Annotated in this window: 25 protein-coding genes and 1 tRNA gene; 15 read left to right on the forward strand and 11 right to left on the reverse strand. The window is 33.3% G+C overall.

Translation table 11 applies throughout. The annotated features are described in order from the left end of the window. Positions 1-3: 3 nt before the first annotated feature. Complete coding sequence (locus ACHMWN_RS16240) at positions 4-2,436, reverse strand: BamA/TamA family outer membrane protein (protein ID WP_397303239.1); 2,433 nt, start codon at positions 2,434-2,436, stop codon at positions 4-6. On the opposite strand from ACHMWN_RS16240, the gene ACHMWN_RS16245 reads away from it, so the two are divergent. From ACHMWN_RS16245 to ACHMWN_RS16275, 7 genes are all read left to right on the forward strand, one after another. Beyond that, positions 2,427-3,173, forward strand: a complete 747-nt coding sequence (locus ACHMWN_RS16245; RefSeq protein WP_397303240.1) for a TrmH family RNA methyltransferase — start codon at positions 2,427-2,429, stop codon at positions 3,171-3,173. The genes ACHMWN_RS16240 and ACHMWN_RS16245 overlap by 10 nt on opposite strands. A gap of 70 nt (positions 3,174-3,243) precedes the next feature. Continuing rightward, positions 3,244-3,314, forward strand: a tRNA-Cys gene (locus ACHMWN_RS16250). 39 nt (positions 3,315-3,353) lie between these two features. Beyond that, positions 3,354-3,530 carry a spore protein gene (locus ACHMWN_RS16255; protein ID WP_372818139.1) on the forward strand — a complete coding sequence of 59 codons (177 nt, stop codon included), beginning with the start codon at positions 3,354-3,356 and terminating at the stop codon, positions 3,528-3,530. Between the two features lie 174 nt (positions 3,531-3,704). Then, positions 3,705-4,034, forward strand: a complete 330-nt coding sequence (locus ACHMWN_RS16260) for an ArsR/SmtB family transcription factor (RefSeq protein ID WP_397303243.1) — start codon at positions 3,705-3,707, stop codon at positions 4,032-4,034. 4 nt (positions 4,035-4,038) lie between these two features. Next, complete coding sequence (locus ACHMWN_RS16265) at positions 4,039-4,473, forward strand: SRPBCC domain-containing protein (RefSeq protein WP_397303246.1); 435 nt, start codon at positions 4,039-4,041, stop codon at positions 4,471-4,473. 90 nt (positions 4,474-4,563) lie between these two features. After that, positions 4,564-5,109 carry a hypothetical protein gene (locus ACHMWN_RS16270; protein WP_397303248.1) on the forward strand — a complete coding sequence of 182 codons (546 nt, stop codon included), beginning with the start codon at positions 4,564-4,566 and terminating at the stop codon, positions 5,107-5,109. Between the two features lie 9 nt (positions 5,110-5,118). After that, complete coding sequence (locus tag ACHMWN_RS16275; protein WP_397303250.1) at positions 5,119-5,478, forward strand: iron chaperone; 360 nt, start codon at positions 5,119-5,121, stop codon at positions 5,476-5,478. Here the strand turns inward: ACHMWN_RS16275 and ACHMWN_RS16280 are convergent, their stop codons facing one another. From ACHMWN_RS16280 to ACHMWN_RS16290, 3 genes are all read right to left on the reverse strand, one after another. Continuing rightward, complete coding sequence (locus tag ACHMWN_RS16280) at positions 5,479-6,507, reverse strand: quinone-dependent dihydroorotate dehydrogenase (RefSeq protein ID WP_397303609.1); 1,029 nt, start codon at positions 6,505-6,507, stop codon at positions 5,479-5,481. A gap of 99 nt (positions 6,508-6,606) precedes the next feature. Further along, positions 6,607-7,254, reverse strand: a complete 648-nt coding sequence (locus ACHMWN_RS16285) for an NAD(P)-dependent oxidoreductase (RefSeq protein ID WP_397303252.1) — start codon at positions 7,252-7,254, stop codon at positions 6,607-6,609. A gap of 54 nt (positions 7,255-7,308) precedes the next feature. Then, positions 7,309-7,719 (reverse strand): Rrf2 family transcriptional regulator, encoded by a 411-nt coding sequence (locus ACHMWN_RS16290; RefSeq protein ID WP_397303255.1) that lies wholly within the window; start codon positions 7,717-7,719, stop codon positions 7,309-7,311. 306 nt (positions 7,720-8,025) lie between these two features. Between ACHMWN_RS16290 and ACHMWN_RS16295 the strand changes: the two genes are divergently transcribed. Next, on the forward strand, positions 8,026-9,936 hold the full coding sequence (locus ACHMWN_RS16295) for an ABC-F family ATP-binding cassette domain-containing protein (protein ID WP_397303612.1): 1,911 nt from the start codon (positions 8,026-8,028) through the stop codon (positions 9,934-9,936). Between the two features lie 114 nt (positions 9,937-10,050). After that, entirely contained in the window at positions 10,051-11,328 is a 1,278-nt protein-coding gene (locus ACHMWN_RS16300) for a DUF5103 domain-containing protein (RefSeq protein WP_397303256.1), read from the forward strand. Positions 11,329-11,424: 96 nt separating this feature from the next. On the opposite strand, the gene ACHMWN_RS16305 is transcribed toward ACHMWN_RS16300, so the two are convergent. Continuing rightward, positions 11,425-12,897 (reverse strand): alpha-amylase, encoded by a 1,473-nt coding sequence (locus tag ACHMWN_RS16305; protein ID WP_397303259.1) that lies wholly within the window; start codon positions 12,895-12,897, stop codon positions 11,425-11,427. A 215-nt stretch (positions 12,898-13,112) separates the two neighbouring features. Here ACHMWN_RS16305 and ACHMWN_RS16310 point away from each other — a divergent pair, with 215 nt between their 5' ends. Both ACHMWN_RS16310 and ACHMWN_RS16315 read left to right on the forward strand, forming a co-directional pair. Continuing rightward, on the forward strand, positions 13,113-13,634 hold the full coding sequence (locus ACHMWN_RS16310; protein WP_397303261.1) for an acyl-CoA thioesterase: 522 nt from the start codon (positions 13,113-13,115) through the stop codon (positions 13,632-13,634). A gap of 9 nt (positions 13,635-13,643) precedes the next feature. Further along, positions 13,644-14,828: a cation:proton antiporter gene (locus ACHMWN_RS16315; protein WP_397303263.1), complete on the forward strand. Its 1,185-nt coding sequence runs from the start codon at positions 13,644-13,646 to the stop codon at positions 14,826-14,828. On the opposite strand, the gene ACHMWN_RS16320 is transcribed toward ACHMWN_RS16315, so the two are convergent. After that, positions 14,825-15,229, reverse strand: coding sequence for an EVE domain-containing protein (locus ACHMWN_RS16320; RefSeq protein WP_397303265.1), 405 nt, complete (start codon positions 15,227-15,229; stop codon positions 14,825-14,827). The two genes, ACHMWN_RS16315 and ACHMWN_RS16320, sit on opposite strands and share 4 nt — an antisense overlap. 83 nt (positions 15,230-15,312) lie before the next feature. Between ACHMWN_RS16320 and ACHMWN_RS16325 the strand changes: the two genes are divergently transcribed. Continuing rightward, complete coding sequence (locus tag ACHMWN_RS16325) at positions 15,313-15,672, forward strand: hypothetical protein (RefSeq protein WP_397303267.1); 360 nt, start codon at positions 15,313-15,315, stop codon at positions 15,670-15,672. 82 nt (positions 15,673-15,754) lie between these two features. On the opposite strand, the gene ACHMWN_RS16330 is transcribed toward ACHMWN_RS16325, so the two are convergent. The 3 genes from ACHMWN_RS16330 to ACHMWN_RS16340 form a co-directional block, all read right to left on the reverse strand. Beyond that, the gene (locus ACHMWN_RS16330) at positions 15,755-16,405 is read right to left on the reverse strand and encodes a response regulator (protein WP_397303268.1); all 651 of its coding nucleotides are present in this window, start codon (positions 16,403-16,405) and stop codon (positions 15,755-15,757) included. 29 nt (positions 16,406-16,434) lie between these two features. After that, positions 16,435-17,994, reverse strand: a complete 1,560-nt coding sequence (locus tag ACHMWN_RS16335) for a PAS domain S-box protein (protein ID WP_397303271.1) — start codon at positions 17,992-17,994, stop codon at positions 16,435-16,437. A 375-nt stretch (positions 17,995-18,369) separates the two neighbouring features. Further along, a complete protein-coding gene (locus ACHMWN_RS16340; protein WP_397303273.1) occupies positions 18,370-18,573 on the reverse strand; it encodes a DUF3606 domain-containing protein in 204 nt (67 codons plus the stop codon). Between the two features lie 293 nt (positions 18,574-18,866). Here ACHMWN_RS16340 and ACHMWN_RS16345 point away from each other — a divergent pair, with 293 nt between their 5' ends. Together ACHMWN_RS16345 and ACHMWN_RS16350 are read left to right on the forward strand one after the other, a co-directional pair. Further along, positions 18,867-19,388, forward strand: a complete 522-nt coding sequence (locus ACHMWN_RS16345) for an RNA polymerase sigma factor (protein WP_397303275.1) — start codon at positions 18,867-18,869, stop codon at positions 19,386-19,388. A gap of 83 nt (positions 19,389-19,471) precedes the next feature. Continuing rightward, positions 19,472-20,050 (forward strand): DUF4142 domain-containing protein, encoded by a 579-nt coding sequence (locus ACHMWN_RS16350; protein ID WP_397303278.1) that lies wholly within the window; start codon positions 19,472-19,474, stop codon positions 20,048-20,050. Positions 20,051-20,115: 65 nt separating this feature from the next. Here ACHMWN_RS16350 and ACHMWN_RS16355 read toward each other — a convergent pair whose 3' ends face one another. Beyond that, the gene (locus tag ACHMWN_RS16355) at positions 20,116-21,648 is read right to left on the reverse strand and encodes a sulfatase (protein WP_397303281.1); all 1,533 of its coding nucleotides are present in this window, start codon (positions 21,646-21,648) and stop codon (positions 20,116-20,118) included. Between the two features lie 578 nt (positions 21,649-22,226). Here ACHMWN_RS16355 and ACHMWN_RS16360 point away from each other — a divergent pair. Next, positions 22,227-22,541, forward strand: coding sequence for a hypothetical protein (locus ACHMWN_RS16360; RefSeq protein ID WP_397303284.1), 315 nt, complete (start codon positions 22,227-22,229; stop codon positions 22,539-22,541). 120 nt (positions 22,542-22,661) lie between these two features. Here ACHMWN_RS16360 and ACHMWN_RS16365 read toward each other — a convergent pair whose 3' ends face one another. Next, positions 22,662-25,226, reverse strand: coding sequence for a zinc-dependent metalloprotease (locus ACHMWN_RS16365; RefSeq protein WP_397303287.1), 2,565 nt, complete (start codon positions 25,224-25,226; stop codon positions 22,662-22,664). Positions 25,227-25,292: the final 66 nt, after the last annotated feature.

Consider the following 25,292-nt stretch of genomic DNA (forward strand, 5'->3'; position numbering starts at 1 on the left):
TCCTTAGAATGGCATTCCAATTCCGAAATTATATTGCATGAAGCGATAACGATCTGGGTTGTGAGTAAGGTAATAGTTGTTTTTAAAATCACTCGCACCATTTAAAAATTTACTAATTACCCATTGTTCAGAACCTTTAAATTGAGGGTCTTTTATTTTCAGCCCTAAATCAAATCTGAACACAAAAAATTGTACATCAAACCTAAAACCCATACCTGCACCAATAGCAATTTGTTTACCTAATTCTTTAAGTTTAAAGTAGGTTTCAGGTTGAGGATTGCCGGGTGAGATATTCCAAACATTTCCCATATCCACGAAAGTGGCACCTTTTAATTTTCCACCAAATAACTTGTTAATGAGCATGTATCTATACTCCAAATTACTTTCTATGCGCATTTGTCCTAACTGGTCAATCCCATAAGATGAGTTTCTGGCATCAGCGCTCGTAATTACATCTCTATTATAATTACCTGGCCCTAAAGTTCTGGCCTGCCAAGCCCTTACACCACTAGAACCACCAGCATAAAATAATTTCTCAAAAGGAACAGCAACAGAATTTCCATACGCATAACCAACACCACCATTTATTCGGGCAATAAATTGTCTATCTCCACCGAGTCTTTTATACCAACGTATATCTACTTCAGGCCTAACATATTGGTTAAATGGCAATCCAAATATTGTTGAATAATCGCCATTTCTTGGATCGTGTTTATTGCCTGAAATACTAGTTGCTAATTGTAAAAGGTTACCAGCAAGATCTATATTACCTCTAAAATAAATAAAAGATCTATTTTCTAATAGTTTATCCGCATTTAAAGAATAGGCATATTTTACTCCAAGTGTAAAGTCTTTACGACCAAGAAGTTTAATGTTATAAGAGTTTTTTTCAAAGATTTCTTTATTGTTATTGTACTTATCTATATCGCTTTTATCAAGAGTATCTATTAAAACATTGCCAAAACGATATTCGAAATTAAGGGGTGTAAGAGAGTGCAATTTAGATTTTGTTTCTACCCAGTCGTAACTAATAGAGTTAATAAATATTCTACGGACAGTAATATCTTTCTGTAATGCATATAAATAACTCGATGAAAATGTAGTATACGGCATTCCATTTTTTCCCATCAACGGGATGGCAAACGGCACCATTAATCTTGGTACGGTTAAGCTGGCACTAACAGAAAAATCTCGCTGATAAATATCTCTAAATATCGACTGGCCCTTGCCAATTCTGGATTGTAATCCACCCTTAACTTGAAATTGAAACTTTTCAGCTCCTTTTAAAAGGTTATTATTTGTATAGGTATTACTTAATGTAAATCCAACTGTACCGCTATTAAAAGGGACTTCACCTTCAATACGATTGCTCATCGGCTTTTGAAGGATAAGCAAAATCACAGGTTCAACTTTGTTACTACTATCTTTCGCTTTAGTGTAGTCTATTTTAACATTCTTAAATACATTTAACTCATAAAGTCGATCATAGGTTAACGTCTCTTTTCTAATGTCATATAATTCGCCTTCTCTAATAAAATCATAACGGGTGATAGGATTTCTTCTAAATTTTTTCGAAAGATCTATATAACGAATGCCTCTAAAAGTCCTTTTATTCTTTAAAGAATCTGATAGTTTGTCTAAATCATTAAAACCCTCTGAATTTTCGGCAACGATAATATTTGTTTCACCAATGGTATATACTTTATGTTTTAAACTGCTATCTATCGGATTATCAATAATCAATTTTACACTTACTCTACTGTTATTTTGGTTAGAATTTGGTTCATATCTAACGTAGGGTCTTACAAAATCGTAATACCCATTTTGACGCATTACTTGATAAATTTGCTCACGTTCATAACTCAACGAATCTTCATCGTATTGCATTCCCTCTCTCAAATGAGTAAAAGATGCTTTGTTAGTTAAATAAATGTTTTTTAATGTAGTATCAGGAATTGCATAACTTATTTTATTCACAAAAAATGCAGGTCCTTGGTTGGCAACAAATCTTAATTTAGCCTTCTTGTCTTTTACTTCGATTTCAGATTTCACCTTGGCCATAAAAAAACCTTTACTTTTTAAGTATTTTTCTATCTGAACACGAGAAATTTCAACTAGATTACTATCTAAAATTGGTGGTGGAGAACCTAATGGCTTGATATTGCTGGTTTTGTATCTGCCGTTTTTTGTATTAAAAAGATTGTATATCGCAACGTTAATCCCTAATCCTTCTGGAGGTCTGATGTCTTTTTGTACATAATTATAAGCTTCTTCTTCAAAGGTTTTATCAATACTATCTATTTTCACTTTTTTAACAATAGATTGGTAACCTTCAATGTATTTTGTTGAAGAACATCCTGCGATAAAAACAAGAATAAATAGTAATATTGTAAGAATTTGTACCTGCTGCTTATAGTTATACTTGTATGCTTTCAAAATCTCAAATCAGTTATATAAAATCTCTACATCAAAAAAAGTACCGCAAAGAAAGTGGAATATTTATTATTGAAGGTATAAAATCTATTACAGAATTCATAAACTCTAACTACCAGCTACATAGTATATATTACACTCCCACGCACTCCTCATCCTTACCGAAAAACACCGCAAATATAAAGTTATTTGAAGTAAACAACGTCGAATTAGAGAAGATTAGTACTTTACAAACTCCTCAAGGAATTTTAGCGTTGGTACATATTCCTGTTAAACAGAAATTAGCTATTAAAAGTTTGCATAACTCTTTTTCTTTAGTATTGGATGATGTACAAGATCCTGGAAATTTCGGGACAATTATTCGTACTGCAGATTGGTTTGGAATAAAAAATATAATTTGTTCTGAAAACACTGTCGAGGCATATAATCCTAAAACCGTTCAATCTACCATGGGCTCTTTATGCCGTGTAAACATTATTTATACGAACCTTCACTCATTTTTTGAAGAAGTAAAACTTCCTATTTTCGGAGCATTATTAAACGGAAATAACATCTATAGAACTGATTGGGGCAAAGAGGGATTAATTTTATTAGGAAACGAAGGACACGGAATTAGTGAAGAACTGCTTGAAAAAATTACTATTCCAGTTACTATTCCGCGTATTGGCGAAGCTGAATCATTAAACGTAGCTGTTTCTGCTGCGATATTTTGTAGTGAATTAAGTAGAGGCAATAAATAAATTGAAATTTTAAGCATTGTGCTTTGCATCCTAACATATAATTGTTATTTTTGCAACCTTGAATTTAAAAGGTCGAGTGGCCGAGTGGCTAGGCAGAGGTCTGCAAAACCTTGTACAGCGGTTCGAATCCGCTCTCGACCTCAGATTTTATATTAATTAAAGAAAATAAAGCTCATTATCATGGCAGTAACAAGATTAAAAAGAAAAGACAGATATAATAAAACAGTTTCTCGTCAAGAAGTTAACACGTTGAAATTAGCTACTAATATAGAATTAGGAAGCCGTTCTAAACAATCTAAAACAGATCAGTTGGCTAAAAACAATGCTGTATTAGCTCAATTAGAAGCTAAAGCGTAGTCAATTTCTTTCTTTAAAGTATTAAAAAGCATCTCAGATTATTTTTGGGATGCTTTTTTGTGCGCCATATTTTGGCATTTCCCTCCTCTCTTATACCTTTAAAACAATTCAAATTAAATTTGCGTAAGCAAATACTTACTTATAAATTTGTAAGCAAACGCTTACGTAATAAATATGAGAAGAGATGTATTTCAGGCAATCGCTGATCCAACTAGAAGAGAAATTATAAACCTAATTGCTTTTCAATCGTTAAACTTAAATGCAATTGCAGAAAATTTTGACATGAGTAGACCTGCTATTTCTCAGCATATCAAAATCTTAACAGAATGCGGTTTAATCTCCATTAAAAAAGAAGGAAGAGAACGATTTTGCGAAGTCAAATTTCAAAAACTAAAGGAAATTTCTAAGTGGATAGAACAATATAGTTCGTTCTGGAATAATAAATTAGATGCGCTCGAAATTTATTTATCAGCTAATAAAACTAAAGTAGAACCTAAAAAATAATACTATGAAATCAGAAAATGTTGTCGTTGAAAGAACATACAATGCTCCTATTGATAAAGTTTGGAGCGCAATCACTAATGTTGATGAAATGAGAAACTGGTATTTTCAATTAAAAGATTTTAAACCTAAAGTTGGTTTTAAGTTTGATTTTCTTGGCGGTCCAGAAGATGGAAAACAATACCTTCATCTGTGTGAAGTGACCGAAGTTGTGGACGGTAAGAAAATAACATACAGCTGGCGATATGATAATTATCCAGGAAATTCATTTGTGACTTGGGAATTATTTGATAAAGGGAACCAAACTTTATTAAGAATAACACATACTGGCTTAGAAACTTTTGCTGGTCTAGGTGCCGAATTTGAAAAAACAAGTTTCAATGGTGGTTGGACTTACTTTGTACACACCGCATTAAAAGGTTATTTAGAGCCTGAAGTTTAAGGATTACTCTATACAAAAGCTAAATAAATTTTAATCTAGCACTGTAAAGCTCTAGTATACAGTGTTAGATTTTTTTCGTTAATTTTAAAAATGAACGAGAATACAGAAATTCCTCTTCCAAAATTAAATTTTACGCCAGATGGTGATTTAATTATTAAACCTTCAGAAACTTCATCTGAAAAAGATTTTGATTTCTTTATAGGAAAATGGAATCTTCATAATAAAAAACTACAATCAAGGTTTACAAATTGTACAACGTGGATCGAATTTAATTCTACTCAAGAAATGTATCCCATTTTAAATGGCCTTGGAAACATCGATAATTTTTTAGCAGAATTTGATGGTGAACCATTTGAAGGCATGAGCCTTCGATTATTCAATCCGAAAACAAGATTGTGGAGTATTTATTGGTCTGATTCAAACACTGGAGTACTAGACCCTCCTGTTTCAGGTTTTTTTGAAAATAACATTGGGCATTTCTTCACGAAAGATGTTCATGAAGGAAAAGAAATTATCATGGTATTTCGTTGGGATGTTAGAGACAAAGATAATCCAATTTGGAGTCAAGCTTGCTCTATGGATAAAGGATTGAATTGGGAATGGAATTGGTATATGTATATGAGTAAAATGTTATAATTTTTAAACATGGAAACAAAAATAACTACCATTGATGAATATATTAATGGCTTCCCGAATGAGGTGCAAGAACATTTAAGACAAATTAGAGAAACTATAAAAAATGTAGCTCCGCAGGCAAAAGAGAAAATAAGTTATGGGATGCCTACTTTTTATTTGAATGGCAATTTAATCCACTTTGCAGGCTATAAAAATCATATTGGTTTATACCCTGCTCCTCAAGGCATTGAAGCTTTTAAAGATGAGTTATCAATTTACAAAGGTGCAAAAGGATCTGTACAATTTCCTTTAAATAAACCAATGCCGTTAAATCTTATTGCTAAAATAACTAAGTTTAGAGTAAAGGCGGCACTAGAGAAATCTATGTAATTAAACCAATTCTTTACAAATTCGCTTAATTAACCCTGGGCCTTCATAAATAAAACCAGTATATAATTGCACTAAAGAGGCTCCAGCATCCATTTTATCTTTCGCATCTTGCGCAGAATGTATACCGCCAACACCAATAATTGGAAAAGATTTTCCTGATTTCTCGGCTAAATACCGAATAACTTCTGTTGATCGTTGGGTTAAAGGTTTTCCACTTAAACCTCCCATTTCACTTTTCACTTTTTCTTCTGTATATAACCCGTTTCTGTCTATGGTTGTGTTTGTTGCAATTACACCAGCAATGCCAGTTTCTTTTACAATTTCTACAATATCGTCTAATTGCTCATTCGTTAAATCTGGTGCAATCTTCAATAAAATTGGTCTAGAAATATCGTTTTTTAAATTGCGTTGCTGTAAGGTATTTAACAATTCCTTTAGCGGTTCTTTTTCCTGTAAAGCCCTTAATCCAGGTGTATTTGGTGAGCTTACATTTACCACAAAATAATCTACAACATCAAACAAACGATCAAAACATTTGATATAATCGCTTACGGCATCTTCATTTGGGGTATTTTTGTTTTTGCCAATATTCCCGCCAACAACAATTTGAGGTTCTTTTTCTTTGAGCAAGCGTAAACGTTCAGCCATTACATCAACACCTTTATTATTAAAACCCATTCGGTTTATAATAGCTTCATCACCTTGTAACCTAAACATTCGTGGTTTATCGTTACCTGGCTGAGGCAAAGGTGTTACCGTTCCAACTTCTATAAATCCAAAGCCTAAATTGCTTAATGACTCGACATATTCGCCATTTTTATCAAATCCTGCAGCTAAACCTACCGGATTTTTAAATCTAATACCAAAAACTTCTCGTTCTAAACCTTTTATATGAACATCATAGCTGCTTCGTAAAATTGTTTTCCCGAATGGAAAATAATCATGAAACCATTTTAAGCGTTTTACCACAAAGTGATGTACGTTCTCAGGATCGAACTTAAAAAATAGAGGTTTAATGAGGCGATACATGTCACGAAGATAAGAAGCATTTTCATATTTTAGAATTCGTGACAAAAAAAAGCCGAAACATTAAATGTTTCGGCTTAAGAAATATTTGTTTCTTATTAGTTAATATGCAGCTGTAAATTGCTCCTGGTGATGTGTATTATTTTCTAATTCATCTGCAATTACAATGGCTAAATCTTCCACTGATAAAATCGAGCGACCTTCTTCATTAAATACAGGACTAGTTTTACCTAAACGATATTTACCTGTTCGACCTGTAGTTATCCCTTGGTGCATTTCTATTGCAGGACTAAAAAATACCCAATCAAATTCAGTTTCTTGTTTTAACGTATTGAAATAATTTCTCACTGCAGATGCGCCAGAATAATATTCTTTTGGAAATTCAGGGCCATCAACTAATTGGTTACCTTCAATTTGTAATGTACCAGCACCACCAATGTAAATATATCTCTTTACCCCTGATGCTTTTACAGCTTCCTGAATAGAGGTAGATCCATTAATAATATCATCATAAATATTTGGGTTTGTCCAACCACCATTGTAAGCACTTATTACAGCATCCGCCCCTTTTAGCGCTTCAGTTAATTTTTCTGTTTCAAAAACATCTATGGCTTTTTTAATTATTTTTTCATTGTCTTCAATTTTGTCAACATTACGAGCAATGGCAATTACTTCGTTGCCTCTAGTTAATAGTTCGTTTAAAATGGCTTTGCCTACAAATCCTGTGGCGCCTACTAATGCTATCTTCATATTATTTAATTTTTAATTGTAATTAATTTTATTACAGTTTACGTCAAAAAAAAGTTAATTGAATTTATTGCTAAAATCTGCTAAACTTTGTTTGTTCAATTGCTCAATTAAGATCAATTCTGTATCGTTATATAAATTGTTTAAATGTTCATTAATATTTTTTCCAACCGGACATTTTGGATTTGGTGTATTTTTTTGAGTTCCTAAAAGTGAAATCTGTTTTACACTTTGATAAATTGCGCCAAGTGTAATTTCGTTAGCAGAAATTGCTAAGGATGACCCTCCATTTTTTCCCTCTTTACTTTGAACAAAACCATTATTACGTAAATTGGTTAACTCTTTACGCACCATTGCTGGATTAATATTGATACTACCAGCTAAGTACTCTGAAGATAATAACTCTCCATTAGCTTTATCTAATAGCGTTAAAATATGCAAAGCGATGGCAAATCTTCCGTTGTTCATTCTGTAATTATTTTTATTACAGTACAAAGCTATAAACAAAATTTAGAAATGCAAATTTAAATTGAAGATGGCAAATGGAAATGTTCAAATCTGTATTTCATCTTACTGTTTCCATCTTACTGTTTCCATCTTACATATTAATATAGCAAAGTATTTTGTTCTTTAAACTTGTCCCGATAGCTATCGCGAGTATCTAGCAAGAAGTAAAGCGGAAAGTAGGACTGATTTCGTCGTAGTTTACTGCCCTTCATTTTCAAAAACTTATACTTGAAAACGCCCTTAAAAAATCGTATTTTTGCACCCGAAATGATTTCTATAAACGACTTAACCTTCTTAATTGGCTCAAGAGCCTTATACGACGAAGCGAACTGGCACATAAAACCAGGCGATAGAGTTGGACTAATCGGTGCAAATGGTACTGGAAAGTCTACTTTACTTAAAATAATTGTGGGAGAATATGCACCATCTTCTGGCAGCATATCAATGGCGAAAGATCTAAAAATTGGTTATCTGAACCAAGATTTATTATCGTACGATTCACATCATACCATTTTGCATGTGGCAATGGAAGCTTTTGAGCGTCAAAATCAATTGCATGATGAGATTGAAGAATTATTAAAAAAGATTGAAACCGATTACAGCGAAGAAATTTTATACAAATTAAGCGACAAGCAACAAGAGTTTGAGGCCTTAGATGGTTATAATATTGAATATCGTGCTAACGAAATTTTAGCTGGTTTAGGTTTTAGTACCGAAGATCAACATCGTCCATTAAATACGTTTTCGGGTGGATGGAGGATGCGTGTAATGTTGGCCAAAATTCTATTACAAACTCCTGATATTTTATTACTGGATGAGCCTACCAACCACATGGATTTACCATCTATTAAATGGTTAGAAACGTATTTAGGTAGCTTTGAAGGTGCAATTGTTATTGTATCTCACGATAGATATTTCTTAGATAAAATTGTACGTAAAACAGTTGAGTCTCGTAAAGGAAAGTTAACTGTTTATGCAGGAAATTACTCTTTCTATTTAGAAGAAAAAGCCTTACGTGGTGAAATTCAGAAAGGTGAATTTAAAAATCAGCAAGCTAAAATTAAACAAGAAGAGCGTTTAATTGAACGTTTTAAAGCTAAAGCGAGTAAGGCTAAAATGGCGCAATCGCGAATGAAAGCGTTAGATAAAATGGAACGTGTAGAAGATGTTGATGATGATAATCCGACAGTAAACTTCAGTTTTAAATTCTCTAAACCTTCTGGTAGGCATGTCGTTAAAATTGAACACGCCACTAAAAGTTATCCGAACATTGATATTTTAGATGATGCAGAAGCATTGATTGAAAAAGGTGATAAAATTGCCTTAATTGGTGCCAACGGTAAAGGTAAATCTACATTATTACGAATGATTGCTGGAACTGAGAAATTTCAAGGTTCTTGCGAAACTGGCCATAATGTGACGACCACTTTCTTTGCTCAACATCAGTTAGAATCTTTGCATCTTGACAATACCATTTTAGAAGAATTACAAGCATTTGCACCTAAACATACCGATACAGAATTACGTTCTATTTTAGGTTGTTTCTTGTTTACAGGCGATGATGTTTTCAAGAAAATTAAAGTATTATCTGGGGGAGAAAAATCGAGGGTTGCTTTAGCGAAATCATTAACTACTGATTCGAATTTCTTGATTTTGGATGAGCCAACCAATCACTTGGATATCCAGTCGGTAAACATCTTAATTCAGGCTTTACAACAATACGAGGGTACTTTTATCGCTGTATCTCACGATAGGTATTTCTTAGATAATGTGGCTAATAAAATTTGGTTTATTGAAGAGGAAAAAATCAAAGAATATCCTGGAACATACGCAGAATATGAAGAATGGAATAGCAAAAGGGTAATTCCTACGCCAAAACCAATTCCTGTTAGACCTACAGAAGAAAAGAAACCAAAAGCAGTTGAACCTGCCCCTGCAAATGCACAACAACAATTAAAAAAGTTGAACGAGAAATTGAAGAGAATTGAGGAGGAGATTGCAGCTTTTGAATTGAGTATTAAAGCCGTTGAAGCAGAATTAGCAAAAGAAGAAGTGTTTTCTAATCAACGTAAATTAGATGAAACTAATAAAAAGTATTTGGCAGAAAAAACTTTGTTAGATCATGCCCAAAAAACATGGGAAGAATTAGCATCTGAAATTATGGAATTGGAGGCATAAAAGTTTCTCGTCGTTGCGAGGCACGAAGCAATCTTAAAGAATTATTTACGTTGTAAGATTGCTTCTTGCCTCGCAATGACGACCATTTTAATAAACTAGTCTATTAAATTTTTCATGAAAAGGATTATACCACTATTTTTGTTTTTTTCGCTGGCATTATTCTTATTCAATTTAAATTCATCAGCACAAAATCCAATTGTTGTGTATGATAATAAAGTATATCAGCCTACTATTAAAACGGTAGAATGTTATAACACTAAAAAGGAGCAATCTTTTCCAATTATCACCTTACGTAGTGCCGAAACTATCACTTTTACATTTGATGATTTAAAAGGCGGCAGCAAAAACTATAACTACACCATTGAGCATTGTACTTTTGACTGGAAACCTTCTAAAATTAATCAGCTAGATTATTTAGAAACCTTTAAAGAGGATATTATTTTTAAGTACCGCTATTCTTTTAATACGTTACAGAAATTTACTCATTACGAACTTAAACTTCCAAACGAGCAGATTAAGCCTAAACTATCAGGCAATTATTTATTAAAGGTTTATGAAAATAATGATCCTAAAAAAGTTATTATTACGCAACGCTTTTACATTGTAGATAATTTAGCAACTGTGGGTGCAGAAGTTGTGCCAAGCAGCCAGGTTGAATATCGATTAAATAAACAAAAAGTGAACTTCACGATATTTCATCCGATGCCAATACAAAACCCATATATGGATGTAAAGGCCGTTGTGATGCAAAATGGCATCCCTCAAACTGCAATTACTAACACTAAACCAACTTTTGTAAAGCAAGGCTCTTTAGTTTATAATGAATTAAACACCAATGAGTTTTGGGCTGGGAATGAATTTCGAAAGTTTGACATTAGAAGTTTCCGCTACAAAGCTGAGCATGTACAAGATTTTTATAAGGATAGTACATTAAACGTGATTTTATTCCCCGACCAGCCTAATGGAATTGCGAAATACAGTACTCAGTTTGATGAAAATGGAAATTTCTTTATTCGTAATCAGGATGGTAGAGATAATATTACCGATAGTGATTATGCGAACGTTCTTTTTACATTAAATGCAGCAGCTCCTACTGCAAAAGGCAATGCCTATGTTGTTGGTAGATTTAATAATTATATTTTGAATGATGAAAGTAAATTAAACTACGATTTAACTAAAAAACGTTTTTACGGGAATGTTAAATTGAAACAAGGTTTATACGATTTTAAATATGTTTGGGTCACCGAAGAAAGAAAATTTGATGATACCGTTTTTGAAGGTTCATTTTATGAAACTGATAATAGCTACCAAGTATTAGTGTATTACCGCAAACCTGGTGGACGATGGGACGAATTAATAGGGTTCAGCAACATCAACTCTATTAAAAAATAGTCCATTGGTGTCATTAGTTTAGTAGTGGCAAAATGCGAAAAATCTTTATTATCAGCCGTCCAATCAAATGAACTAGTTAGCTATTTAACAAATGAACTAAATTTTCAAAACCCAAACACTCACACTCCCAGCATTACAAAAGAATTCTCCAAAACCATTCTCGTCTATTAAAACTTCTTCTTTTCGTTTTGCTAAAACATCAATAAAAGTCTTTCCGCTAAATGATTTTCCTATTTCCATTGCTTTAAAACCCTCTTCTCCATTGCTCATTAGCACAGCAATACCAGAATTTGGATGTTCTTCATCCCCGCTTCTAGTCCAACCAATACAGTTGTTATGATCCAAATAATCGTGTTGTTCACCATACGCCAAATATTGTCTAGTTTTTAAGAGTTCAGGTAATTCAGGCAAGGCTACCAATTCAACAGTTTTACCATCATCTTCATAATTTGCACCGTATACATCAGTAAAAAACACACAAGGAATACCTTGTTCGCGTAGTAAAATTAAAGCATAAGCTAATGGACGAAACCAGAAATCTATAAATGATTCTAGTGCTTGCAAAGGTTGCGAATCGTGATTGTCTACAAAGGTAATTGCCAATAGTGGATTTCTTTGAACTAATGTATTATCAAAAATTTTATCCAAATCGTAATCCTTCCCTCCTGTTGAGGCTAAATAAAAATTATGATGCAATAATGAATCAAACAATTGTGTTCTTCCACCAGTAACTTCTATGTACTCTTCTAATTCTCCTACATCAACAATATTCCAGTTTTCTGAAATGATAAGGAAATCTCTATTGCAATCTTTTTTCAATTCATCTATCCATTCTATCACAAATTCTGGAGAAATATGTTTTACGGCATCTAGCCTGAAACCATCCATTTTACAAGTTTCATAATACCATTTCCCCCATCGTTTTAATTCTTCCTTTACCGCTGGATTTCTGAACTCTATATCATCAAACATTAAATAATCGTAATTACCCAATTCATTTGATGGTACTTTTTCCCATCCCTCGCCATACTCATTTTGAATTGCGAAAATTGCTGTTTCATTTAAATCTTGTGCCCAATCTACACCGCTAAAGCAATGACGATCCCAAATAAATTCCGAGTATTTTCCTTGCCTGCCTGGAAAAGTGAATTTCGTCCATGCTTCTATTTCCATTACCTCAGAAATAAATTCATTTCTATTATCTGGATTGACTTTTCTAACTTCTATTTTTTCCAGCTCATCTCCACCTGCTTTATGATTAAAAACTACATCAGCTAAAACATTAATTTTATGTTCATGTAAAGCATTAATCGCTTCCATATATTCATCTTTGCTTCCATATTTTGTGTGTACGCTATTCTTCTGATCAAACTCTCCAAGATCATATAAATCATAGCTATCGTAGCCAATTGAATATCCACCATTACTACCTTTATATGCTGGTGGAAACCATACTGCAGTAAAACCCATTTCTGTTAAATTGGCTGCTTCATTTTTCGCTTTAGTCCATAAATTATTTTGTTCATTATAATACCAGTGAAAATATTGAATGAGGGTTTGATTTTGCATATAAAAGATATTTAGCATCTATAACCGTAAAATAAGATTTATGTTTTGCATTAATCACTGAAAATTAGGCTTTCTGCTAAATTTGGTTTCTATAATTTCTTTCGTACACCTATCGATGGTTTCTTAGCATACACTGAATATTACTTTAGTTAATGTTGAAAGAATTGTAATAAATGTACAAACAGCTATCAATTTTCTGTATTTTCGCCCCAATTATGAGTACAAAAGCTAAAAGTCCAAAAAATTCCCACACTATTATGAATGAATTGGTGTTGCCAAACGATACCAATACCTTAAACAATTTAATGGGTGGACGCTTATTGCATTGGATGGATATTGCTGCTGCAATTTCTGCACAAAAGCACTGCAATAGAATTGTGGTAACTGCATCTGTTGATAATGTTTCGTTTAAACATGCTATTAAATTAGGTGATGTAATAACCATTGAGGCTAAAGTTACTCGTTCTTTTAACACATCTGTGGAAGTTCGTTTAGATGTTTGGGCAGAGAATATTCCCTCTGGAACAAGGGCAAAATCTAATGAAGCTTACTACACTTTTGTAGCGGTTGATCAGAGTGGAAGAACTATTCCTGTACCTGAACTAAAACCAGAAACAGAAGAAGAAATTGAATTGTATAATGGTGCTTTACGTCGTAGACAATTACGTTTAATTTTAGGCGGAAAAATGTCACCAAATGATGCAAGCGAATTAAAAGCTTTATTTTTTAAGGATTAAAAATGAAATATGACTACTTATACTACTTTAATAATTTTAAGTGGATTAGTTATATTCTCCTATTTATTTGATCTAGTTGCTAATAAAACTAAATTACCTTCTGTTTTATTATTGTTGCTATTAGGTATTGGTCTACGCGTATTAGTTGATAATTTGGGTTTACAAACCTTTAACTTCTTGCGCATATTACCCACTTTAGGTACAGTAGGCTTAATTTTAATTGTATTTGAGGGTTCACTAGATCTTAAGTATGATAGTGCGAAGAATAAAGTTATTAAGAGTGCTTTTTTATCTGCATCATTGATTCTACTTCTAACTGTTTCAATTATAACTTTTATTATTTATCAAATCACAAGGCAAGATTTATACCTGTGTTTTGCCAATGCTATACCCTTCAGTGTAATTAGCTCCGCAATTGCTATTCCTTCAGTAGCCTCTCTTCACAAAAAGACCAAAGAATTTATTATTTACGAGAGTTCTTTCTCAGATATCTTGGGAATAATTTTATTTAATTTTGTTGTTTCCAATCAGCATATTTCTGTAGGTTCTTTTGCCAGTTTAGGATTAGAAACGATTCTCATATTTGTATGCTCTGTATTTTCCTGCTTGTTTTTACTCTATGTTATGGGTAAAATTTCTCACCATATTAAGTTCTTTTTAATAATTTCTATTTTGATTATGGTGTATGCCATTGGTCAATCTTATCACCTATCTTCCTTAATTTTAATTTTGGCTTTTGGTTTATTTTTAAACAATGCCGATACAATTAAAAATGCTTGGTTTAAAACCACTTTTATTTATAAAAATTTAGCTAATGATTTAGCACAGTTACATCAACTCTCGGCAGAGAGTGCTTTTATTATTCGTACATTCTTTTTCGTAATCTTTGGTTTTACGATGAACATTTATGAGCTAAACAATCAAGATATTTTAATAAATGGCTTTTTAATTTTATGCAGCATTTACCTCATACGTTTTGCTTATTTGTACTTTTTTAAGAAAGAGCACTTACTCCCAGAAGGTTTTGTATCCCCTCGTGGGTTAGTTAGCATTCTATTATATTACAATTTACCAGATAGCCTGAAATTATCAGAAATTGGTACTGCGTATTTATTTATGATTGTTTTAGGTTCTAGTTTAGTAATGAGTATTGGATTAATGACCTCAAAAAGTAAAGCCAATCTACCTGATTAACTTCCCATTTCTAATATTTTATCGAATTCTGTTGCTTTCAAGGGCATTACTGATAATCTCCCTTGTCTGACTAAAGAAATGTCTTTTAAGCTTTCTTCGGCTTTTATTTGCTCTAATGAAACTGGTTTAGCTAAAGATTGAACCGGAGCCAAATCTACCACCACCCAATTTGGATCGCTAGTTGTTGGGTCTTGATAAAATTCCTTTACCACTTTTGCAATTCCTACCACATTTTTTCCGTCATTGCTATGATAAAAAAGAACTAAATCGCCTTCTTTCATCTCTCTGAGATTATTACGAGCTTGGTAATTTCTAACGCCATCCCAAAAGGTACGACCATCTTTATTAAATTTTTCCCAACTGTATTTAAAAGGTTCTGATTTGACTAGCCAGTAATTCATGTAATATCTATTTGGTTTCAAATTTACAATTTATACCTGTTTTTGGTTCATCGAATTTTAAAAGATTTATTTATATTTAAAATATGAGAAGATTATTGTTAATGAGCTTACTACTTATAATTCTAGCTTCAACTCATTTGGCAGCACAAAAAACACACGCCGATTCACTACGGAAAGCAGTACGTACTGATGCACGAAAATTTAAACTAAGTGCCGATGATTTTAAAAAATTTAGGAATGGAAGCATCAGTAAAAATTCAGATCTTTTTAAACCAAATTCTACTGTAAGCTTGCCTCAATTTTTAAAAGATTCCACTTATGTAAGCCATTATCGACATACTACCTTTTTAAGAACACGGAAAAGAAGGACAGCTGGTCATCATGTATTGATTTGGGGAACTGCTATAGTGGTAGCACCAACCATTGTTTTTTTAGGTCTTTAAATTACAATTAAAAGTTTTATCGATCCAATTTCTGTATTAAGTATTTGTACTGAAAATAAATGCATCAAATAGGTAATTCGGCTTACTTTATCAAGCGATTATGAACAGCGAATCTAATTAGTGCTGCAGTATTTTTAGAATTTGTTTTATCAATTAAACTTTGTCTATGTCCTTCAATTGTTCTTTTGCTTAGAAAGAGCTTCTCAGACATTTCATTGTTTGTGTATCCTTCGGCAATAAGATGAAGAATTTCAATTTCTCGAAGTGTAAAATCTATGGCTGGCAGATTGTTATCTGACTTTTGCAGCTTAGAATCAAGCATCTTTTCTACAATTTTCATGGTGAGCTCTGAACAAAGATATTTACCACCATTTGCAATAAATTTTAATGAAAACACAAGTTCATCAGCGTTTACATTTTTTAGAATATATCCCATAGCCCCTTCTGCAAATGCTTGATATATATATTTTTCATGATCATGCATGGATAGCACTACAACATGAATAGTAGGATTAATTTGTTTTATTTCTTTTATTAATGTTATACCGTCCATTTCTGGCATATTAATATCTGTTAACACAATATCGATTTTTAAACCAGATTTAACTTTTTCCAAAGCTTGCTTTCCATCAAATGCTTCACCAATAACATTAATTTCCTTATCAGCTTCAAGCAGCATTTTAATTCCATTGCGAACAATGTTATGGTCTTCGGCTAGTAGTATATTTAACATAATCTCTTATTTGTAGTAACCATAAACACTTATTGATTTTTAAAGCTTATTTTAACTTTTGTTCCTTCTTTAGATGATGTAACTTCCATATGTCCATCTAAAAGTGAAACTCTACTTCTAATTCCTCTTAAACCAGATCCTCGAGTCATTAAAGTTTCCAAATCTTCCTTAAAACCAGCACCATTATCACACACCCAGATGGTTACCATATCATTTTCTATACCAACAGAAATTTCTGCCTTGTTCGTTTTTGCATGTTTTATAGAGTTATTGATTAATTCTTGTATTATTCTGAATACTGATAGCTGCAAATCGGCTGATAGAAGATTAGCCTCCTCATTTAATTTGATAATAACCTGAAAGTTTTTAGAGCTTAAACGCTGCGCCATTTCACGAATACCTTCTATAAAACCAAAGTCACGGAGTACAGAGGGAGTAAGCTCGTAAGAAAGTTCTCTAGTTTCTTTAATTGCTTGATCTAACAATTGGTGTACCATCTGAAATTCGACCTTAACATCTTCGTTTAATTTCTTAGATGGGAGATGAAGTCTTATCCCATATAAAAGCTGACAAATACTATCGTGTAATATGCTACTTATTTTTTGTCTTTCATTCTCTTGTGCCTTAAACGTAGTAGATAAGATTAGTTTTTGTTTCTCATTGTGAATATCTTGCTTAGCTTGAACAATTTTCTTTTGTTCGGTCATATCTAACAATATCCCGATTGATAATTGTTTACCTAATTCCGTTTGGATACGATGACCTTTTGTAGCCACATATTTAATTTGCCCTTTGATGAGTACTCTAAATTCTAAATCAATTTTTTCTTCTTGGCTAATATCATTTAGCAATTGTCGCTTTACAAAGAGTCGATCTTCTGGGTGTATTAGCTCCAGAAACTTTTTTACGCTACCATCAAATTCCCATGAACGGAGCTCTAATAGTTTTAAGCTAAATTCATCAAGAAATACTCTATTTTCTATCAAGTCAATAGACCATGTTCCAGTACCAGAAGCCATTAAGGACATCTCTAAACGTTCAGTAGTTACTTGGAGTTTTTGTTGGGCTAATTTACTTGCAGTAATATCGGTAACGGTAATATAATAAGCTAATACATTGGAAAACGAATTATGAACGGCAATACCTTCCATTTTTGTGTAAATTTGTTCTCCATTAAAAAGTTGCACTTTAACCTCTGCCGACTGTTTAGCCTCATTAGGCTGCATTTTATGCAAAAAGGAATAAAATTTTTCAAAATCATCAGGAGCTATAAAACGCTGAAATTTTTGATTAATCAACGCATCCTTTTTTAATGAAAGTAATTTAACACCAATTTGATTTGCTTTAGTTATTGTGCCTAGGTGATCTACAATAAAATAGCCAACAGGAACTGAATTAAATAAGTCGGCAAACTCTGCTCTTTCAGTTTCGAGTCTTTTTGCAGATATAATTAATTCATCATTCTGCATTTCCAATTCCGATTGGGCATTTTGTAATTCTACTAATAGAGTAACTAACTTGTTTTCTGTTAAGGATTGACGCTCATGATTTGAGATTATCTTTTCAATTTGTTGTTTATAATTCAACATAAGTTACCCTTATTATTTTCATGACGTAAATTGGCTATTGCTTTTGGACATTACAATTGTGCCGTAGGATTATATTATGAGTTTTCAATTACTCAGGTATGCTATGCCAATTGTAATTAGTACTCGAAATATGTTCTAAATAATAGTATCCAATGTTAATTTAACAAGTTATATAGCATATTGGTTTTTAGCGATTATGAATATTTAATAATGCGCTATCTATTCTTCCTTATATCGAGATAAGATATAGGTAACTTATTTTTTATTGGATTTAGGTAATCCATTATAATTTAAGTAGCCATTAAAGTGTGCAACTTTCCAAACGTTGTAGATATGTCAGTTAGCGAGCTTTAAAGATATGTCAATTAGCGAGTTTTAACGTAGCTCTCTTGTTCCGTATTTTAGGCCATCGTATTTTGTATGACACACCATTTTTTGCTGTAATAAATACACTTGAATTTTTTCGAGATTATTACCTACTGCAGATACTGCTTTAATAATATCCTCTTTATTAGCACCTAAATGCCTTCTAAGGAACGAAATTTCGTCTTTATTTACCATTGTTTTATTTTTTGACATTATTTAATGAATAATACTTCTATTGATCTAAGGACTTTAAGAAAATCTTACTTTACCGCCTAAGTATTAAATATAAATTGACACTAAAAGTTTTTGCTAATAAGTAAATACCGTATAAATCGGTATAGAATACGTATTTCTCCCTAAGAAATTAACATAATTTAATTGAACACAATATAAACACGCACAAAGAAACAGTATAAATAGCCTAAAGAACCAGTATAAATACACCAAACGTAGCTATGTTCTAATTGTTATCATATTGTCTAATTGATAATATAAAACCAGCTATTATGCAAGTATCCGATTTCGATGTAATACTAAATGAACACACTCGTCCACTGAAAGCATTTGCTTTTAGGTTTACAAAAGATCTAAATGATGCAGATGATCTTTACCAAGACACCATTTTAAAAGCAATACGTTACTTTGAAAATTTTAAGGAAGGGACTAATTTGAAGGCTTGGCTGTTTACAATTATGAAAAACACATTCATTAATGATTACAGAAAGGAAGTCAGATCAAATGCTGTAGTCCTTAAATCTGTGGATTTATCATCGGTAAAGCTTCTAGAAAGTTCTTCAAAAAATCTCGCTGAAGGTAGGTTTATCATTAATGATGTACATATAAGTTTAAATAAGCTACCAAAAGAATATTCTTTACCATTTATACTTCATTTTGAAGGCCATAAGTATCACGAAATTGCTGATAAACTTGACATTCCAATTGGGACAGTAAAAACCAGAATTCATATGGCCCGTGAAATTTTAAAAAAGCAATTAAAAATGTACGATAAGAAAAAGTCCATAGCTTAATTTTTGTTAACCTGAAACATATTGCTTTTTATATTGTTCAAGTCTTATATCAATTTACTTTAATCAATTAAAATTATTTTACTATGAAAAAATTAGGTTATTTAAGTGTAATCGCCCTAATGGCTTTCACTTTTCAAAGCTGCAATTCAAATTCAAAAAATTCGAATGATGCTGATAGTTTAGCTATGGACACTACGATGCATAGTGATACTACCGGAGCTATGGCTGTAGATCAAGATGATACAGAGTTTGCTGGAAAAGCTGCTGTAGGCGGAATGGCGGAAGTTGAGTTCGGAAAGATCGCTTTAAGTAAGTCAACTAATGCTGAGGTTAAAGCATTTGCTGAGATGATGGTAAATGACCACGGTAAAGCAAATGAAGAGTTGAAAACTATTGCAACTTCAAAAAATATTGCGCTTCCTACTTCATTAGATGAAGAACATACAAAGAAAATGAACGATTTAAATAAACTAACTGGTCGTGACTTTGACAAGGAATATGTTAATGCTATGGTAGATGGTCACAAAAAGACCTTAGACCTAATGGAAAAAGAAGCAAAAGATGGCAAGGATGCTGAACTTAGAGCATTTGCTAGCAAAACTGCCCCTATTGTTAAAGCGCACTTAGATAAGATTCAAAAAATTAATGACAGTATGAAATAAATGTCTTTTGATTAAAAAAGCCTTCGAAAAATTCGAAGGCTTTTTTGTTTAGTCATTTTTTGCCTTTATTTTTCTAGTAGTATCTTTTTTGCATCCTGATCATCGTATGTATCAATCAACTGATTTAATTCAACTTTCATCTCGGCAATGATTTTACTGTATGCCTTTTGCTCATATAAATTATGCATTTCATTGGGATCCTTTTGTAAGTCGTACAACTCCCAAGAATTTACCCTTTTATAAAAACGAACCAATTTGTAGCGTTGGTTTCGTACACCAAAATGAGGGGAAACGGAATGCTCGCCATTTTCATAATAGTGATAATAGATCGCATCGCGTCCTTTGACATTCTTATTTTTAAATAAAGGTAACATGGATTGCCCTTGTTCATCTTTTGGAATGGCTACACCTGCTGCATCTAACATCGTTGGGGCAATATCCAAGTTCATTACAAAATTATTAGAAACCGTACCGGGTTTAATCACTCCTGGATAACGCATCACCATTGGTGTACGGAAGGATTCTTCATAGATCCAGCGTTTATCAAACCAACCGTGCTCGCCCATGTAAAAACCTTGATCTGAAAGGTAAATAACAATGGTGTTTTTAGTTAAATTATGTTTATCCAAATAATCCAGTGTACGGCCAATATTCCTATCCAACGATGTTGCCGTACTTAGATAATCTCGCATGTAGCGCTGAAATTTCCATTCAGTTAGTGCATTGCCAGTTAGTTTTTGCTGATTGAACTTAGCTTCTATCGGTTTATAATAGGCATCTACTTTAGCTCTTTGCTGTGCATTCATTCTCTTAAAATTCCCATCTTTGCTTTCATTTTCTTCAGATCCAAACATCTTTAAATCGTAGCCCATAATCATCGTCTTTGAAATGGTCATGTCCTGAACTTTTGCTGCTGCTCTGGTGGTATAGGTATCGTAGAAATTATGAGGCAAAGGAAAAGTAATATTATCAAATTTACCTAGATCGGTGGTATCTGGTAACCAAACGCGATGCGTAGCCTTGTGCCCTATCACCAAGCAAAATGGTTTAGCAGTATCTCTTTTATCCAGCCAATCTTCGGTCACATCTTCAATTACATTAGATACGTACCCATCAAAACGTTTTTTAGAACCATCCATCATATCAAAATCAGGATTATAATATTGCCCTTGTGCGGGTAAGATTTGCCAGAAGTCAAATCCCTGAGGTTTACTTTCTAGATGCCACTTACCAATCCATGCGGTTTGATAGCCACCTTTCTGCAATTGCTTTACAAATGTATCTTGATCGCCATTAAATACCGAACTCTCATTATCTTTAAAGCCATTTTTATGGCTGTATTTTCCTGTCAGGATAACTGCCCTGCTTGGTCCACAAATGGAATTGGTTACATAAGCTTTATCAAAACGAGCTCCTTCTTTTGCAATGCGATCTATGTTTGGCGTTTGCATCAATTTGCTACCGTAGGCACTTATAGCTTGATAAGCATGATCATCAGAAACTATAATAACAATGTTGGGTTTAGTTTGAGCCATCGAATTGAACGATAAACCAAAACATGATACGAAAAGGAGGATCACGATTCTAAGTATTTTCATTGCTATTATAAAAATATTATGTTATACATATATAAGCTAAATACTCAAATATTTTATGCATTTACAAGCTCTTTTGTTATTTTATTGCCCTCACTACCCTATTCACTACATTTTCGATTAATGTGGTCGTATTTAATACGAAGTAATTCCTTTAATTTTTCGGTTTTACCGTTACGCAAAGGACATTTCCTATCGTGCGAAGGACATTTCCTATCATGCAAAGGACATTTCCTATCGTGCGAAGGACATTTCCTATCACGCAAAGGACATTTCCTATCATGCAAAGGACATTTCCCATCACGCAAAGGACATTTCCTATCACGCAATCGACATTTCCTATCACGCAATCGACATTTCCTATCACGCAAAGGACATTTCCCATCACGCAAAATGCTTTTTCTTACACTAAATTGGCTTGTTTGTTCATAAAGAAGACTTCAAAGGTGTGCAGAACCACAACTTAAATAGGAAAGTATCCAATGGTGAGCGCATTATTTAGCACCTTTAACTGACAAAGAGTTTTAGGTTGAAAAACATGCTTATCAAGCACAGCTTCAAAATATTTTATATATTTATTTATGAGAAAACAATTGTTATTCAATACGTTATTGATATTTTTTATCTCAACTAAATTACCCGCTCAAACGGTAAACAAAGATTCAATTGAGAATATAGCGGTTAAAGATGTTAAAAATCTTTTTAAGTTAAAAAATCCTCAATTACACAATTTTAGAAAGTATAGGTATACCAGTAGCTCAGATTATTTTAAACCTAATGAGTTAAACGTGAGCAATGTTTCCTTATTAAAAGATTCAGTATACATAAATACCTATAGAACTGCGGCTTATTACCAAACGAAAAGAGACGCACGGCTGCTCATTACATTGTTTTAGGAGCAGGAACTATAGTCGTGGCATCAACAGTTGTAATTTTTGCACTGTTAGCAAAAACGACTAAATAAAAAAGCGCCCCGATGTGAAATCGAGACGCTTTTTTATTTAGTTGTGAAGTACTTAATCTTTCTTTTTATCTAACGCATTTTCGATACGGTCTGTTAAATCTAACAAATGGTATTTGCTTAGAGAATCTGCTTGTGAAGAGGCAGCAGATTTAGTACTAAAATATAATTCGCGTAATTGACCTTTTACAACTGACATCACATCGCTTTGTGAAGATGTTAAACCGCTTGGAGCACCTCCTCTACCTACCAAAATGGCATTAGTAGCTGTTGGTGCTGGAGCTGGGTTTACAATTGAAATTAATTTTTCTACGTATGCCTTTTGTAAGTTACGACGATATACATCAATTGCAGCACTTGATTTTAACTCTGTGAAAATCGAACTATTTAAATCTGTAAATAAATCTGTGATTTTATACGCTGTTGCACCATCTGCAGCTTCTGCAGCTACTAATTTACTTAAGGTGCTAGTGCTTAATAAACGGTTTAATGTATTTCCTTGTAATCTAGCAACTACTTCTAATGGGTTTTGATCGATATTATCTAAAATAGACTGATTTAATAACCATTTTGGTGTGGTAAACAATTGCCTGTTTAAGAAATCCATTGCTTCCTTTTGCGTTGCTGCTGGTGTGCGTTCGTAAACTAAACCAGCTTGCTCTACCATTTTAGGGTTTTCGTAAACGCCACCCACGTTTTTAGCTACGTGACCCATATAACGACCGAATTGGGTTGTTAATTGACCATACATATTTGCTAAATTATCGTATCCTTCATTTGCTTCTTTTGTCCATGCTGGTAAGTTTGGCAAAATCACTTTTAGGTTTTTAATACCATAATCACTCGCTTTCATGGCGTTATCACTTAAATCTTCGTTTTGCGAATGTGGATCATCTGGATTAGATTCTGTACCAAACCATAAACGTCTGTTTTTAGCAGATTCGATTACTGCTTTATTTAATCTTTCTACTTCATCTCCAGGAGTTTTTGTATCTGCATAGTATTTATATCCCCATTCAATTGCCCATCTATCGTAATCGCCAATGCGAGGATATAATCCTTTTGCACTAATATTATCTTCTGGTTGCGCAACATAGTTGAAACGAGCATAATCCATAATAGATGGTGTATGTCCATTTTCTTCTACCCATTTTTTATTACGTAAGTTTTCTACTGGTACAGTTGAACTTGAACCGTAATTGTGCAATAAGCCTAAGGTATGGCCAACTTCGTGTGAAGAAACGAAACGAATTAAATCGCCCATTAATTCATCACTAAATACCATTTTACGAGCTCTTGGATCAACTGCAGCTGTTTGAATCATGTACCAATCGTGTACTAATGACTGCACATTGTGGAACCAGTTAATGTGACTTTCCATAATTTCTCCACTACGAGGATCTGAAATACTTGGTCCGCTGGCATTAGCAATTTCTGAAGGTTTGTACACAATTGCCGAGTGACGAGCATCATCTATACTCCACGTTGAATCTTGTGCAAATGTAGGTGCTTCTTTAGCTATTACTGCATTTTTGAAACCCGCTTTTTCGAATGCTTTTGCCCAATCGTTAACCCCTGCAATTAAATATGGAACCCATTTTTTTGGAGTTGCTGGATCGATATAATAAACAATTTGTTTTTGTGGCTCTACTAATTCTCCACGTTTGTATTTTGCTAAATCTTGTGGTTTAGGTTCTAATCTCCAACGCTTAATTAAGTCGATTTCTTTTACACCTTGTGGATTTAAATCAAAGTCGGTGTACCCCACTGTGAAATAACCAACACGAGGATCAGCGTATCTTGCTTTCATAGGTACTTTTGGCAAAATAACTAATGATGTGTTTAATTCTATAGTTGCAGAACCTGCAGAAGCGCCCCCGCCTCCACCTGTTGGCGCTGCTGGACCAAATGGTGATGCCGCAGCTGTTAGGCTATACGTTTTCGTGGTACTTATTTCTACGTTAAGTGGAAAACTACGCATGTTTTGGATATAGCTACGATCTGATAATTGTGCACCTAATCTAAATCTAGTTTTAGATGCTGGTGAACTGAAATAGAAAATATCATTATCACTATTAATGTAGTCAGTAACATCGATTACGCTTGCAGTTTTATCTGGACTATATGCAGCAATGTTAAAAGATGCTGCAATGGCTTGGATGTTTGAGTTTTTTAATGACTGATACATTGAAGCAGTACTATCTGGACTGTAAGTTTTAAAACTTACTTTACGCATAAAAATGCGATTATTTGGTCCTTTCTCAAAACGGATAACTGTACTTCCAATCACATCTCCAGCATAACCTTGTGCAGCTCTTACATCTGCACCAGATTTAGCAATACGGCTTACTACTAAAATATCTCTACCTAAAGTAGTATCAGCAATTTCAAAAAAGAATTTATCTTCTAATTTGTGGGTAGTAATCATCCCTCTGCGGGTAAGTGTTTTATCGGTGATTACTTGTGCGTAAGGTTTTGGTTGTGCTCTTACGTTAGAACCTAGGGCAGCCCCCGGACCTCTACGTGTGGTATCAGCCGCACCACTTGGCGGTCTAACTTGTGCTTGTGCGAAAGTAATAGCACTCACAGTTAATAAAATGGTTAGTAAATTTCTTTTCATGTAAATAAGTTAATTTAAAGTAAATATAGTGGGCAATGTCTCAATAGCAGGAGGAGCGATATAACT

This window comes from Pedobacter sp. UC225_61 (genome assembly GCF_044452285.1).
Classification (GTDB): domain Bacteria; phylum Bacteroidota; class Bacteroidia; order Sphingobacteriales; family Sphingobacteriaceae; genus Pedobacter.